The 14823-nt window shown below is 48.3% G+C and carries 11 protein-coding genes; 2 read left to right on the top strand and 9 right to left on the bottom strand.

Annotated elements, in window-relative coordinates:
- Positions 1-252: 252 nt before the first annotated feature.
- Complete coding sequence (locus EYB31_RS12790; protein WP_131013723.1) at positions 253-1212, top strand: aldo/keto reductase; 960 nt, start codon at positions 253-255, stop codon at positions 1210-1212.
- A gap of 229 nt (positions 1213-1441) precedes the next feature.
- On the opposite strand, the gene helD is transcribed toward EYB31_RS12790, so the two are convergent.
- From helD to EYB31_RS40205, 7 genes are all read right to left on the bottom strand, one after another.
- Entirely contained in the window at positions 1442-3856 is a 2415-nt protein-coding gene (gene helD / locus EYB31_RS12785) for an RNA polymerase recycling motor HelD (RefSeq protein WP_131013722.1), read from the bottom strand.
- Between the two features lie 449 nt (positions 3857-4305).
- Positions 4306-6252: a glycoside hydrolase family 125 protein gene (locus tag EYB31_RS12780; protein WP_131013721.1), complete on the bottom strand. Its 1947-nt coding sequence runs from the start codon at positions 6250-6252 to the stop codon at positions 4306-4308.
- Positions 6253-6289: 37 nt separating this feature from the next.
- Positions 6290-7132 carry a carbohydrate ABC transporter permease gene (locus tag EYB31_RS12775; RefSeq protein WP_131013720.1) on the bottom strand — a complete coding sequence of 281 codons (843 nt, stop codon included), beginning with the start codon at positions 7130-7132 and terminating at the stop codon, positions 6290-6292.
- A 13-nt stretch (positions 7133-7145) separates the two neighbouring features.
- On the bottom strand, positions 7146-8078 hold the full coding sequence (locus EYB31_RS12770) for a carbohydrate ABC transporter permease (RefSeq protein WP_131013719.1): 933 nt from the start codon (positions 8076-8078) through the stop codon (positions 7146-7148).
- Positions 8079-8093: 15 nt separating this feature from the next.
- The gene (locus EYB31_RS12765; protein ID WP_131013718.1) at positions 8094-9443 is read right to left on the bottom strand and encodes an extracellular solute-binding protein; all 1350 of its coding nucleotides are present in this window, start codon (positions 9441-9443) and stop codon (positions 8094-8096) included.
- A gap of 71 nt (positions 9444-9514) precedes the next feature.
- Positions 9515-10513 carry a LacI family DNA-binding transcriptional regulator gene (locus EYB31_RS12760; protein ID WP_276322042.1) on the bottom strand — a complete coding sequence of 333 codons (999 nt, stop codon included), beginning with the start codon at positions 10511-10513 and terminating at the stop codon, positions 9515-9517.
- Positions 10514-10875: 362 nt separating this feature from the next.
- Complete coding sequence (locus EYB31_RS40205) at positions 10876-11019, bottom strand: hypothetical protein (protein WP_165452384.1); 144 nt, start codon at positions 11017-11019, stop codon at positions 10876-10878.
- Positions 11020-11704: 685 nt separating this feature from the next.
- Here EYB31_RS40205 and EYB31_RS40645 point away from each other — a divergent pair.
- Positions 11705-12256, top strand: a complete 552-nt coding sequence (locus tag EYB31_RS40645; protein ID WP_206105457.1) for a transposase — start codon at positions 11705-11707, stop codon at positions 12254-12256.
- A 477-nt stretch (positions 12257-12733) separates the two neighbouring features.
- On the opposite strand, the gene EYB31_RS12750 is transcribed toward EYB31_RS40645, so the two are convergent.
- Both EYB31_RS12750 and EYB31_RS12745 read right to left on the bottom strand, forming a co-directional pair.
- Entirely contained in the window at positions 12734-13114 is a 381-nt protein-coding gene (locus EYB31_RS12750) for a spore germination protein (RefSeq protein WP_131013717.1), read from the bottom strand.
- 283 nt (positions 13115-13397) lie between these two features.
- Positions 13398-14774 (bottom strand): ABC transporter substrate-binding protein, encoded by a 1377-nt coding sequence (locus EYB31_RS12745; protein ID WP_131013716.1) that lies wholly within the window; start codon positions 14772-14774, stop codon positions 13398-13400.
- Positions 14775-14823 lie beyond the last annotated feature (49 nt).

Raw genomic sequence — 14823 nt, 5'->3', positions numbered from 1 at the left:
AGGGATGCCTCCGTCCTAACGGTCGAACATCTGTTTGAACAATCGAAAATTTAAATCCGATTATTCCAATGCGATATAATATAATAGGATCATGTTAACAAGTATTGATCCAAATTTCAATATATATTTTTTATGAGCTCCGTTTTCACAATCAATTCAAAGGACGTGCCGAGGTTAATTGCTTCTTACATGACAACCTGCTAATATGTAAGAATCAGCTTACATTTAAAATTAATCTTAAAGGAGACGACGATGGAAAATCCAAAAAACAAAAAAGAACTATCCAGACTTGGACTCGGGTGTATGCGTATGTCAAATGCTACCGATTCCGACAGATCTGCAAGTATAGCGACGATTCATGCTGCTCTAGATGCCGGCATCACTTTTATTAATACAGGAGATTTCTATGGCAGCGGTCAAAGCGAGATGCTGGTTGGAGAAGCTCTCAAGGGCTCCAATAGAGAGAAAGCTTTTGTATCTGTCAAGTTTGGGGTGTTATTTTCTCCTAACGGAACGATCGATGGTCTGGATGTTAGGCCTCAAACTATAAAGAACTATCTCACTTATTCGCTTAAACGGTTGAATTTGGACTACATAGATCTTTATCAGCCGGCAAGAATTGACCTGGACATCCCTGTTGAAGAGACTATAGGAGCCATTTCCGATTTGGTTAAGGCCGGATATGTAAAACATATTGGCATTTCGCAAGTTGGAGCCGATACCTTACAAAAGGCACATGCTGTTCACCCGATAAGTTTCATTGAGTCGGAATATTCTCTTTTTAACCGTAACATCGAAAAGCAAATATTGCCGGCAGCAAGGCAGCTGGGTGTCGGGATTGTGGCCTTTGGTATTTTAGCTCACGGACTGCTTAGCGGCACTTATGGGAACAATTCCAGGATCCCATTATTCTCCAAAGAAAATATAGAAAAAAATCTTTCCCTTGTTGAAGCCTTACGTGAAATAGCTGTAGAAAAACAAATAACGGTTCCACAGCTTGCTTTCGCATGGGCTTTAGCCAAAGGTGAAGATATTATCCCTCTAATTGGTGCAAGACGGGTGTCTTCGCTTCAGGATTCAATTAAATCTCTAGACGTTAATCTAAGTGAAAGTGATATGCGAAGAATTGAGAATGCTGTACCGGAAAATGAAATCGCTGGCAGTAGTTTTCCTGAAATACGCTTCAAAAACGGAAGGATTGTCCATCCGTAAAGCTTCCCTTTTGCTTATACCAGCATTTCTCAAAAAAAGCCGTGTAAAAGGAACACGATCTTCATTGGCGGTTGGAGTCCCATGACCCTCCCCATCCCACACGCAAGAGTAACTTTTCGCACCAAGAACCGTCCGGCGATCACCGGACGGTTCTGCTTATTGCCGGCTCACGGCGCGAACATTGCTGTCGACCGATGTTCGTCACGACGCATAGCTTCCGAATCTGCTATCATTTCGCGATCTCGTACAAATTAGCGTTCATTCCCTTCACAAATGGCGTCCAATCCCCTGTTGTATAAAGCAATAGCTGATGCATAGCCCGCGTACAAGCCGTATACAGAAGCTTGCGATCGTTTTCCCGGCCGTAAGTTTGAGGTGAAGCATCATAAATCAGCACGGCATCGAACTCAACACCTTTGGCGAGATACACGGGAATAACCATCACTCCTTTCTCAAAAGTGACCGACTCCTTCGTAACGAGCTGTAAATCTTGGCTTCCTTGCATCCGTAATGCTTCATAGGCTGCGCCGCTTTCAGCCGCAGATTTCGTAATAACGGCAATCGAGTCGAAACCTTCGGCTTGTAGTGCCGCGATGTCTTTCAGCAATCGCGCGTCGCGTTTCTCTGCGTTTTCCAAGCTGGCCAGATGAGGTTTGGGTCCGCTCCTTTCAAAAGGAACGATATCAGCCTCTTCGGAAAGCAGGCTTTTCGTGAACTCCACAATTTCCCGGGTGGAGCGATAACTGCGCACCAGACGAATTAAGCTTGTTTCGGCTTCGCCATAAAGCCGGATCAGCGGCGAATCGGGATCCTGCAAATTCGTGGCCTGCATAAAAATCGCCTGTCTGAAATCGCCAAGTACAGTCATGCGGGCGCGAGGGAATAGTTTTTTGAGGTATTCGTATTGAAACGGCGAATAATCTTGGCCTTCATCAACAAAGACATGCCGAATCTCCGTGTTCGTTCGAATCCCTTCAAACAATTCTTTTAAATACAAATACGGGGTCGCATCCTCATAATATAATTCGCGCCGTTCCAGCTTTTCTTTGGTTTGCTCGCAGATTATAGGCCATAGAGATGGCAGCTCGGCTTCATTTGTTTTCTCCCGGTAAGCAGCTTCATCGTCAAACAACTGGGCGTATAAGCCCTGAACATCGATAAACGACAACTTCCTCACGCCTTGCCTTAACGGTTTAAAACTCATCTTCACGATGCTTTGGCTGAGCAGCTCTTCCTCCCTCTCGGCGAAGTCAAAATCGCCTTCATCGCTCCGGCGTTTTTTGCTTATTTTCTCGTATACTACGGCATAACGCTCGGCAATATCAAAAACTTCCCTATCCTTATGCAGCTCGCCGAAAACTTCAGCATATTGCTCGTTATCGAGATAATTTAGCTCCTCCTCTACCCAGGACGCCGTGCGTTCCCGGCGTTCGAGCAGCGACAGTTCCTTCAGAAGCCATTTTTGCAGCAGCTCGACACGGTTGGCCAATCGCAGGGAGGGATCGTAGCTATAAAATTGCGTTCTCATCTGTTCCGCGGTAATCAGATCACGGTCCCGATAACGAATTCCTTTGAAAATCATCCCCTCCCGCCCCAGCCACTGCGCATAGTTCTGTAAAGCTCTGAAGAAAAACTCGGACGCCTTGTATTTCATCCCCTGAAGGCGGGCCTCATCATTTGGCGTTGTTTGTGCGGTCAGCACATATTCGATCTGCTCGAAGGGATCCTCCAGACGTAAAGATGAACCAAGCCAATATTCGAGATATTCCTGCAAAGTCGTCTGCTGCATATTTTCTTCGCCAAGCTCGGGAAGAACGGAGGCGACGTAACTGTTGAAAATCGGATTCGGCGAAAATAAAACGATCTGGTCCGCCTTAAGCGAATCGCGGTTTTTGTACAGCAAATACGCCACACGCTGCAATGCTGCAGAAGTCTTGCCGCTGCCGGCGGCCCCTTGCACGATAAGCAGCCTGCTATGATCGTTCCGGATGATCGCGTTTTGTTCCTTCTGGATCGTGGATACGATACTTTTCATTTGCGAATCTGCGCCTTTGGCTAATACTTGCTGAAGCAGCTCGTCGCCAATCGTTACATTTGCGTCAAACATATGGCGAATTTGCCCATTGTGAATCTGAAACTGCCGTTTCAGCTCCATCGTCCCCGTAATCTCCCCCATCGGCGTGACGTAAGCGGCCGCACCGGGGGAATGGTCGTAGTAAAGGCTTGCAATGGGACTGCGCCAATCATACACCAGGAAGTTCAATCCATCTTCATCGACGAAGGAAGATACGCCGATATAAATTGGCTCGCTCAGGTTCTGGCCATCCTCCACAAAATCAATACGCCCGAAATAAGGAGAAGGAAACAGCCGGTTTAAGCTTCTCCATTGCTGTGTCAGAAGCCGTAGACCTCGCTCTCGCTCGGATAATACAGCAGATTGCTGTTGGATGGTATGGAATGTTTCTTCAAAATCTTCATCCGAACTCGTATTAACCGTTACTTCCTCCCAGAATCGCCTGCGGATTTCAGCAGCCTGATCGTGCAGTCCGGTAACTTCCGGCTCCAGCTCGTCGATTCGTGCTTTCAGCTTTTCCCTAACCTGATCCAGCCGTTGTTGTTCAGTCTGCCATTGCTTCGTTTTCATGTGTTTTGAACACACTCCTTTTCAGTCTACTCTGGATCAAAAAGAGCATTGACAAATGAGGGGCCACTGATGTACAATAAAATTAGGATACTAGGATTAATGTGAATTACTAATATGATTTTTATTTGCGCTATCGATTATAACATAGCGTTGTTTTTGTTTTCAAATATTTTTTGTGCTAATTAAAAAAATATCGCCTTTTAAAGAAGGTAAAAAAAAGAACCGGCTTACGCTGGTTCTTTTTTGATGCCACAATTTATATATGTTCAGCCGAGCTGAACAAAGGGATGGACACGGGGCGGAAAAGCGATAGCGGCCGCTTTTAACATGGTGTCCCGTCCGCTCTTATCTGTTCATAGGGACACCATGTTCATTGGCGGTTGGAGTCCCGTGCCCAGCCCACCCCACGCGCAAGAGTAACTCATCGCACCAAGGACTGTCCGGCGATTTTACCGGTCCCCCGTCTTCAACAGCACCTGCGATAAAAACGCGCCTGGCCATGAAAACCAATGCCTTGATTCGACCGCACCCGTATGCTCGTTAACCCCTTCGGAAAGCATGCCATCCCAGAAAGAAATGGATTCCAGCTTGCTTAGCACTCTCGCGTATCTGGAGCGATCGCCTGTCTCGCTGCTGAACAGCAGCTCCTGGGCATCGCCCAAAGGCCAAGCATGAGGGGTATGAACCGAGCCCAGCCCGCCGTATGGCCCTTCATAAAATCCGCCGGCATTTGCCTCTTTAAACGCAAAAGCGATCGTATGCAGCCAAATTGGATCGTCTTTGCCGCAAAATCCCCAGGACGGGGCAAGCAATGTCGGCAAATCGTTCGCGTCGTGGTAACATTGCACGTTGCCCTGCAGATCGGATAAATATGCAAACATGCGTACGCCGTCGCGTTCTACTACGAAATGGCGCAATATATCATGATGAATTTGCTCCGCCCACTCCGCCAAAGGATAGCCGGTAAAATCAAACGTTTCATTTAGCTGAGCCAGCTTGCGCAGCGTATGCCACATCAACACCTGACTGGAAAAATGATAAGGAAAATCCACCTTGTCGTCCGCCGGGGTTTCGCCGGTCCGGAATATCCAGCAGGCCGCGTCACGGTTTTCCAATAAATCGTCCAGCACCGGCTTTACGCGAGACGCAATACGCTTAACCGTCACCTCATCGCCGGTCCATTCATAATAATCGCAAAGCTCCAGCAGCGGATAACACTGCTGATCGAGCTGGAACACATTATCCTTGCAATAGCCGTTTGTCAAATAAGCCCGGCCCCAATAACCGTTTGGCCGTTCGGCCTGCTCGAACATCCATAACAGATGACCACGCACAACGCCGTGGACACGCCGCTTTAATTCAGAGGAAAGGAAACCCTCTTTCCGGTCAGCTTCGATCAGCAGCTGTATCATATAATACGAATCCCGATTCCAGGCTAGAGGAAGCAGCTGGTGATCCGTAATGATACAAACGCTATCGTCGACCGGCACCGAGCAGCAGTTTACGATATAGTCGACATTGCGGCGGATGACAAACTCAGCCCATCCTGAAGTTTCGTCTTCTCCGCTTTCAGCAAGCTGCGGAAATACAAGATCCTTTGGCATCATATCCAATACCGCCAGTTCTCCTGGAATTTGAGGAACTGCTTCCGCATCAGCACTGATGCTATAAACCGCATGCAAGCGGCGGATTTCTCCCGGCTGAAACGAAAAATCCCATCCCGTCTCCCAACTCACCGGCAGGTTTGACTTTTCGTCATGCTCCTTGACAGCAAGCGGCTGGCCGTTGTCAAAAAGCAGCATATCCGCACGCGCGCCCAAGTTCGGATTGCTCACGGCCATATGGTGTCCGCCGGCTTTAAGCCGGTTATGCGGATCAGGCATTAAGATCGGACCACCTTCGGTTAGCTGCCCGTAGCTGCAGCGGTTCATGCTGAAGTTTCCTCCGAAGCTTATGAAAAACGTTTTCTGTTCCCCGATTATATTCTCGACTTTCATCTCATGAATGAGATAAGACGCTCCCGCTTCACTGACAGCCGAATACATATGTGTAATCTCAAAACCATCACAGCTTTCAACAATGACAGGATTCGTCTCGTCAACATATCCATAACTTCGATTCGCAACAGGCAGCTTCGCCTGAAAACCGAAGCCCTCGCCAACAAACGCCGGCTCGCCGACAATCCGCTTTCTGTACTGCCGCACATATCCGCTATCGTACCACTTGCCGTTATCAAACGGCTCAAGTGGCGTCAGCGTCACAAACCCGTGCACAGGATGAACTGCGTTCACCGAACGCAAACGACCGTCAAGCCCGATGCTCGCCGACAACGATCCGCACCCGACATCAAGCGGCTTTTTATTTTTTTTATTTTGCAGCGCGTAATATCTCTCCATATAGTTCCCTTCCGTATCTCTATATAATCGTAACCTGTTACCCTTTCACAGCACCGTTTGTCAAAGCCCCGACAATAAACCGCTGCATCAACACAAACAGCACAATGACCGGCAAGATGCCCAGCGAGCTGGCCGCAGCGACGTAATGCGTCGTAACCGCGTCCGAGCTGTTTTTTAGCTGAACCAGCCCCAGCGACAGCGGAAACACACTTTTGTCATCCAGCAAAATAAACGGCAGAACGAATTGCGACCAGCTGGCGACGGCGATCAGAATCGTAATCGAGGCGATACCGGGCATAGCCACCGGCAGCAGCACTTTGCGCAGCGTTGCCAGACGGGAACAGCCGTCCACAATAGCCGCTTCATCCAACTCGTGGGGCAGCGTGTCCAAATACCCTTTAAGAAACCAGGTTGCAAACGGGATCTCGATCGCAACATACACCGCCACCAGGCCCGCAAAGCTGTTGATCATCCCTAGTTCCACGAACAACCGGTACAAAGGGACGGCAATGATGACCGGCGATATCATCTGAAAAATAAGAATGGCAAGCAGCGTATACTTTTTCATCCGAAATTTGAACCGGGACAAGCCGTAGGCTGCGGGCAAGGCAATCAGCAGCGTCAGTACAACCGTACAGGCAACGATGCGAAATGAGTTGCCCAAATATTGCAAAATACTCATGTTTTTGATCACAAAAGTATAATTTTCGAAGTGAGGATGCTTGGAGAACCAAAGCGGAGGCGTTTGGAACATTTCCTGAACCGACTTCAGCGACAACGAAAACACCCAAAATATCGGGAACGCAAAAAAAGCAAAAATGAGCGCATAACCTATATAAATGCCTAGATTGCTTAAACGGTATTTCCAAATCTTGCTCATCAGCGGCCAACCCCTAACTCTTTTCTAAAAAGCGGAAGTAAATCAGCGTAAGCACGATGTTGATCGCAAACAGCACGACAGCCGTCGCTGCGCCTTCACCAAGCGAAAACAGATGAAAAATGCTCGAGTGCACTCCAAGCGCAATAACCTGTGTGCTTTCTCCAGGTCCGCCTGCCGTCAACGACATGATCATATCAAACGTATTAAACGTCGAGACTACGCTCAAAATCATATTAATGAATAAAATCGGCGCAATCATCGGAATGATAACTTTAAAAAGCGCTTGCCATACGGTTGTTCCGTCGATTTTCGCCGCTTCCAGCACATCGCCGGGCAGCGTCTGCAGCCCCGCATAAATCAAAATCATGCAAAAAGCCGTTCCCCGCCATACGTTGGCAAGCGTAACCGAAAACAGAGCCACGTGCGGATCCGATAAAAACGGCACTTTAGGAAAGCCCATCAGGCTTAACATATAATTGACGATACCCGCATCCGATTCATTGTACAGCATGCTCCAAATAATGCCGATGATGACCCCTGGGATCGCCCAAGCGGCCAGTACGGTCGTGCGAACGACGACGGTGCCGAGCAGCTTTCTTTTGGTGCCGATATCGACAAGCAGCGCGATGACAAAGCCAAGCGCCATCTGAAACAACACGCTGAAAGCGACAAAAATAAAGGTGACGTTCACCATGTGGCCAAATCCCGGCTTTGCGAACAAGGAGCGGTAAGAGCTGAAGGTGTAATGCAGCTTTTTATCGATCAGGCTGGCGTCGGTAAAGCTTAACCGGAACACCTCAACGATCGGGTACAGGAATACGAGCGCCAGGACGACGCCAAGCGGAAGCAGCCAAGGCACCGGGGAGTTGCTCCCCAGTACCTTGAAGCCGTTCTTCGGCTTTTGCCATGCATCGGCGTTCCATTTGGCGGATGGGTTGTGAGCCATGCCGAATCACTTTCCTTACTTCTGGGATGCGCCTTTCCAAGCGTTGTTAAGAGCTTCCTCCGGCTGCAGGCTGCCCGAGATAACGCTGGATACGGCGATTTGGAGCTGTTCTGAAATTTTGGCGTAATCGTCGGAGGCCGGCCGTGCTTTACCGTATTTCTCCATAATTTCGCGGAACGGTTTGGTCAGCTCGTTACCTTTGAAATCCGGCGTGTCGTAAACCGATTTGCGCGGAGGCAGGTACCCTCCGATGTTGGTCCAGTTAGCCATCCCTTTATCATCCATATAGGTTTGCAGCAAGAAATCAAATGCAGCCTGCTGTTTGTCTTTATCCTTCGTAAAGATACCCCAAGCCCAGCCGCCGGACAAGGAAACGCTTGCATCGCCGGCCTTAAATGTCGGCATGGGCGCTATCGCCCACTTGGCGAACTTGTCGGGACCAAGCAAATCCTTCAATTGGTTCACCTGCCAGTTGCCGCCTAAGAACATCGCGACCTTATCCGTAGCAATGTCGGCGTTCTGGTCCGCTTCGTTTTTAATATTGGCCGATCTCTTGGGCGTTACCCCGCTGTCCGCCGCCGTTTTCAGGAATTTCAGCACATTCAGCATTTTATCTTTATTGGCGCCTTCGCCAAAGGCCGCTTGGCCGTCTTTGTTGATGAGCTCTCCGCCCTGCGACATAAACATCGGCAAGGAAACCGTCACCGTTGAAGCTTCAGCTCGGCCCCCGGGAAGCAGGAAGGCATCATATCCTTGACCTTGCAGTTTTTTGCCCGCCTCCAGCACTTCGTCCCACGTTTTGGGAGGATTTGGCACCAGATCTTTGCGGTAAAACAGCACTCTTGTATCCGTTGTAAATTGGATGCCGTATATTTTACCGTCAGGGCCTTTCATCACATTTTGCGCGAAAGGAAAAAAGTCATCCATTTTCAGTCCGGCCTTCTGAAAATATTCATCCAGCGGTTGCAAATATTGATAAAATTTCGGAAGCATATAAGCGTCGATCATCGCTGCGTCCGGCGCCCGGTTTTGAGAGGCGAGCACCATCAGGTTGGATACCGCCCCGTCATATGTACGGGTCGAATCTACCGTCACATTCGGATGAGCCTTCTGATAGGCATCAAGAGAGGCTTTAATGTACTCCACCCTTTTCGGATCGGAAGACTGCAGCGAATATGCCGTATGAGCCATCCATTGAAAATCCACCTTTTTTGTTTCTTTGGCGCTGCCCTCCGTTTTGGCGTTATCTGCCGGTCTGGCAGCCGTGCCGCTGCCGCCCGACCCGCCGTTTGAGCCGCATCCTGCAAGAGCGCCGGACGCGCCTACCAATAAAGAGATCATTGCGATTGCCGTTTTTCTTTTCATGTTTTTCCTCCCTTTGTTTATGGAAAACGTTTTCTATGAAGCGTAAAAAAGGGGCTCCAGGTCATTTGGTATTAATGAAGCGGCCCGGAGCTTCCCCTGACTACCAATTGGGTCGGAATTCGAATGTGGTGTGTTATGCCCACATTTTCTTTAATCAGCTCAAGTAAAATTTTCGATCCGGTTTCACCCATTTTAAAGCGCTGCTGGTGCACCGTCGTCAGTGGGGGACGGAAATATTGCGCGGAATCGATATCGTCGAAGCCGACAACCGACACATCCTCCGGTACCCTTTTCCCCAAAGTCTCCAGTGCCCGAATAACGCCAAATGCCATCAAATCGCTGGATGCAAATACGGCCGTGATGTCCGGGTCGCTTGCAAACAATTCCAGCGTTTCCCGATAAGCGGTTTCCTCGGAAAAGTAACCGTACCGGATAAATCGCTCGTCATAGGGCATCCCGCTATCCAGCAAAGCGTTTTTATACCCCGAAATGCGATCAAACGAACCTTTGGCAATTTGATCGCCTGCCAGCTTGGCAATTTTCCGGTGTCCCAGCTCAATCAGATGGCGGGTCGCCTCGTATGCGCCGCGTTCGTTATCGGACTCTACGAAATTAACGCGCATTCGATCGTTAGGCAAGCTGTCAATGTAAACTGTCGGAAACGCTTCATGCAGTTCATGAATTTTCCCGTCGGTTCTTTTACTGCCCGTCAAAATTAAAATGACGCCGTCAACGCCTTTTTCGTGGCAAATCATTTTGTAGCTGGAGGTGTCCCGGTTGCGGTTGCTGAAAATAAGCAAATCATAACCGGCTTCGCCGACAATATCCTTAATTGAGCGAAAATAATCGCTTAGAAAAGGGCTGTCGAAACCGGAATTCACCTGATCGCCGAAAAAAACGCCGATAGTGTTGGTTGTTTTCTTGACCAGTCCTCTGGCCATGACGTTAGGGACATAGTCCATCTCTTTGGCAATCTGCATAATCTTTTTCTTGGTGTCTTCGTTGATGCCATCATAGCCGTTTAAGGCTTTGGATACTGTGGAAACAGATACGCCGGCAAGCTTGGCGATTTTTCTTATGTCTGCGATGTTCGTTCACCTCCATGGAAAACGTTTTCTATAGCTAATATATCATTACATCGTAATTGGTGCAACAACCTTTTTTGTTTTATTACCTTCCCCTTTCACTCCGATTTCATTCAAATACCCGCTTCTCAGCGGCCTGTCAATTACACGAACAATTTGTCAAGCATGCAAGGGAGATAGGTTTTATCAACCGCATAATCGTTCAAGATGAATCCTTAAAGCTGACCTGCCGTCTGGTTGAGAAATGGCAAGCTTGGACCAATTGTCACAAACATATGAATGCGTTGATCGACCTAATCGGATTGAGCTGAATGCCCTTTGAGGGCTGCCTCACCGAATACTACATATTACAGCTTACTGAGCGTAAATTTCCGATAAATTTTGGTTTGGACGTCCTGCATGCAGTCCACTATGCTCTTTCCCTCGGAGGTAACGAATAGCAGGAGCAGCAGCCATACCAACCCGAGCCACTTCACATTCTTAAGCATCACTTTCCTTCCTCCTTATATGCTAAGAGCAGTTACCGATTCTCTTATGAATTGGAAATTGCTCTTCTTAATTTTTTGATCTTTGAAAAGTGAATTTTTGATGTATTTATCCGGTTGAGGACGTAACCCAAGCGAAGGCGCGGGAGCCGTCCCCCCGGAACGAAAAAAGGTATTTACGATCTTGTGATGTCTTTGGGACAATTGCTAATAGGTGCATACCGACGGGGTTGTTCCTTTTCCTCCTGTTGACCCGTTTACGGGTTCTTCCATTTGAGATTGTTCCCTTGGCCTCTTCCGTGTTTTCCTACACGCTGACTGTATCCCGCGCGTCGCCATCCCTTCCGCATTGCAGAGGAAGCTACGTGCACCGATGGCCCGCGGTGTATACCTATAGCTCGCAAGGCTGTTAGCGGAGAGATTCCCAAGGACATCCCAGGACCGTTGCGCCCAATCCCATTGGAAAGGAGGTGATTTCTATGACTTACATCTTATTTGTTGGATCGATGTAAGCAGTAAGAACAACGTGATCTGTTGCCTTTTTCCTTGACGCCCCAAAAAACGACAGAGTAGACGCCTGGTTCATCACCGCGAAGCTCCGATCCGGTATCTACCCCGTGCCTTTACGTGGAGCGAGACCCTCGCTGCATTGCAGCGCCTCACAAGGACTCGTTACCACATTGTACAGACTTTGACACGGGAGACGAATGTCCTGCTGACCAACTTATTTTTAAAGTTCAGCAGTTATTCCAGCGGCCCATTCGGCAAGAAAACATCGGCAACCAGTCTGGCGGTGATTCAGGAGTTCGCCAGTGTCGAAGACATCGTGAACATGTCCATCGAGGACCTCATCGCTTTCGTCGTCGAGTCGGGTAAAAACCGCTTTGATCATCCACAGGAAGTCGCGCAAGCCTTGCAAAAGGCTGCCCGTTCTTCCTACCGCTTGCCCAAAGCGATGGCTGATGCCGTGAACCTGGCGATGGCTTCCAATATTCGAATCATTCGTTCTCTTCAAGAGCAAGCCAACTCGCTAAAGAAGGCTATTGAAGAACACCTGGCTACCATTCCGCAGACGCTTACGTCTGTACCGGGAATCGCTACGATCTTTGCAGCTGGCTTGATTTCAGAAATTGGTGATATTCAGCGGTTTCCAAACCAGATGTCTCTGGCCAAATATGCAGGCCTAGCCTGGACGGAAAACCAGTCTGGCGACTTTAAAGGTGTTGAATCTCTGCTTTTTTAATCCGTCAACCGTTATCTGAAGTACTACTTTACAGAAGCCGCGAAGAGTGTCCAGGTGCACGACACTGTCTTTGCTCAGTATTACAGTCCAAAAAAGCGGAGCCGGCCAAATACACCGAAAAACGCGCCTTTGCGCTTACAGCTCGTAAATTGGTGCGGTTGGTCGATTATCTGCTGCGATCCAACCGACTCTACGAACCTCGGGAGGTGATCCGACAAAAGGCTTGACATAGCACATCCGAAAAACAACCTATTTTCTTGGTAATAAGGAAATATCTGAAAACGAGGATAGGGTGGCTCTAGTTCAATTCGCCCTTTTTAGGTTCACCTCTCCAAAAAGTTACGGTTCCTCAAGATTTTTTCCAATTAAGGTCTTGACATAGTACTGCTGCTCTCATCAGTGTCGACAGCCCGACAACAGAAACACGCTGGCAAACGACCAATATTGCATCAAGGAATGTAAGGAAGTATCCGCTAATTAATATCCCGATTTCCTGTTCTGAAAATTCCGAATCCGAAATGGCGTAATCGTTCCCAAATAAGGAATGCCAAATGATTGTTTGGTGCATAAATGCGATAGCAGGACAAAGATCATCAGCACAATCTCATACAAGCCCAGCACAGCCGCCGCGGCAATGAACGGATATTTCCAGAGCCTGAACGTATATGACATTTGAAAGTTCGGCAGATAGGTGCCAATTACGGAGATCGCGGTGACAATCATCATCATTTTGCTCATAAGACCGGTCTGGGTCGCCGCTTTACTTATAATAAGGCTTCCGAATACGTTAATTTGCGCAACCACTTTAACCATTTTAGCAAATAAAGGGAGCAGCTTGCTTTGCAAAAAAATTCGCATCAGCTAACAAGGCTTTTGTTCCCTGATGGCAGCTTCTCCTCATGGGTACTCAAATAGTTATCAATTTTTTCTAAAAATCAAGAGTGATTATATTTTTATATCGTGTTAGCATTCGAAATGTAGTGATCATAATACAGAAAGGATAATGAGACGGGGTAAGGTTTCCCTTAACCCGTCGCAGCTGCGCTCCCGACGGCTTGACCGTACAGCTATCTCCACCAAGCAGTTAGAAGTTGGCGGATCGAAGAGCAGCGGAAGAGCTAATAGGACGACTCGGTGCTCTTTACTTTATGGCGACCGGGTCGCCTTCCGCCTTGATTTTATCCAGCGTCGTTTTTGGATCCATTTCACCGGACAACATGAGGCTTGTGTATTTCGTCCAGATTTGCAGCCAATCGTTGTAATTTTTGGTCACCGGGGCATTAACGCTGGGAAGCTTTGCATTCTCGGCAAAAGGAGTTGCGTCGATCCCCTGGCTTTTGTAGAAATCCAGGAAAGCATTGTAGGAATCGCTATTGCCGGGGAAGTATGCCCCTGTTCCTCCGATAATGTCCTGCCCCGTTTTGCTTGTAATAAATTTGATCAATTTCCAAGCCTCTTCGGGATATTTGGTTTTGGCATTGATCACGTCGCTCAAACCAAGCATGGTAGCCACTTTTCCTTGAGGACCGGCAGGAATGGACGTAATTTTCCAATTAAAACCCGCCTTTTGTTTAAGCGGTGTCATCATCCAGTTCCCGTCATTCCAAACGGCAATTTGTTGCCCCACGAATTTGGCTTCCGAACCGCCTGTATGGATTGTCGTATAAGAAGGCGCAACGTAGTATTTATACGTAAGATCATAGAGAAATTGGTAGGTCTCCAGCAGCTTATCATTGTAAGCGAGCTTGCCGTCGGCATCCAACACGGCGCCGCCGTTTGCTGCCGCGTATCCGATAAACTGGCCTGGATCGATTTGATCTTTGTCGATATAGTTGTATCCGTACTGCACGATGTTTTTGGGATCGAAGCCCGCTTCGTTCGGATGCTTGCCGTTTTTGTCCAGCGTCAGCTTCTGCAGGAATTGGACGAACGTTCCGCCGTCCTTCGGATTCCAGGCCAGATCTTTCGGGTATTCGCTAAATCCGGCTTTTTTCAGCAAATCTTCGTTATAAATGATGCCGATGGTCGACCATTGCTGGGGAATGGCATAATTTTTCCCATCCTTCATGTACATCTTGGTGATCGCGTCGCTGTACTTGCTCATATCGATGTTATCTTTTTTGATTTTGTCCGTAATATCCATAAGCACGTCTTTTTCCATCAAGCTGGGAAGGCGTGTCGGATGACCCCAGAAGACGTCGGGCCCCGTTCCACCGGCAAGCTCGGTAAATAATTTATCCCAGAAATTCGCCCACGGCGTTACCTGAAGTTCCACTTTGATGTTGGGATTCTCTTTCATGAAGGCATCGACGACTTTTTGATAAGTCGGCTGCGCCCCCCAGACGGCATAACGCAAGGTAACCTCTTTTTGAGGTGCCGGCGATTTGGAAGCTGTCGGGGCCGTCGATGTGTCAGAAGCGGCACCGGATCCCGCGTTCGGTTTCGTCGAACTGCTGCAGCCCGCTAAAAATACGGCAATAATCAAAAGACTTGCCAGAATGAAATTGATTTTTTTCACAAATTTCCCTCCCCAATTTAACTAGCTTTAATACAAGCTTCTTTTGCTG

It is taken from the genome of Paenibacillus thalictri (genome assembly GCF_004307995.1).
GTDB classification, from domain to species: domain Bacteria; phylum Bacillota; class Bacilli; order Paenibacillales; family NBRC-103111; genus Paenibacillus_AF; species Paenibacillus_AF thalictri.
Note: the sequence above shows the minus strand (reverse complement) of the source record. Positions and strands in the feature narration are given on the sequence as shown.

What these genes read in the sequence shown, in the direction of transcription:
- EYB31_RS12790 (WP_131013723.1), top strand. Translation starts at nt 253, where the DNA reads ATGGAAAATCCAAAAAACAAAAAAGAACTATCCAGACTTGGACTCGGG.
- helD (WP_131013722.1), bottom strand. Translation starts at nt 3,856, where the DNA reads ATGAAAACGAAGCAATGGCAGACTGAACAACAACGGCTGGATCAGGTT.
- EYB31_RS12780 (WP_131013721.1), bottom strand. Translation starts at nt 6,252, where the DNA reads ATGGAGAGATATTACGCGCTGCAAAATAAAAAAAATAAAAAGCCGCTT.
- EYB31_RS12775 (WP_131013720.1), bottom strand. Translation starts at nt 7,132, where the DNA reads ATGAGCAAGATTTGGAAATACCGTTTAAGCAATCTAGGCATTTATATA.
- EYB31_RS12770 (WP_131013719.1), bottom strand. Translation starts at nt 8,078, where the DNA reads ATGGCTCACAACCCATCCGCCAAATGGAACGCCGATGCATGGCAAAAG.
- EYB31_RS12765 (WP_131013718.1), bottom strand. Translation starts at nt 9,443, where the DNA reads ATGAAAAGAAAAACGGCAATCGCAATGATCTCTTTATTGGTAGGCGCG.
- EYB31_RS12750 (WP_131013717.1), bottom strand. Translation starts at nt 13,114, where the DNA reads ATGCGAATTTTTTTGCAAAGCAAGCTGCTCCCTTTATTTGCTAAAATG.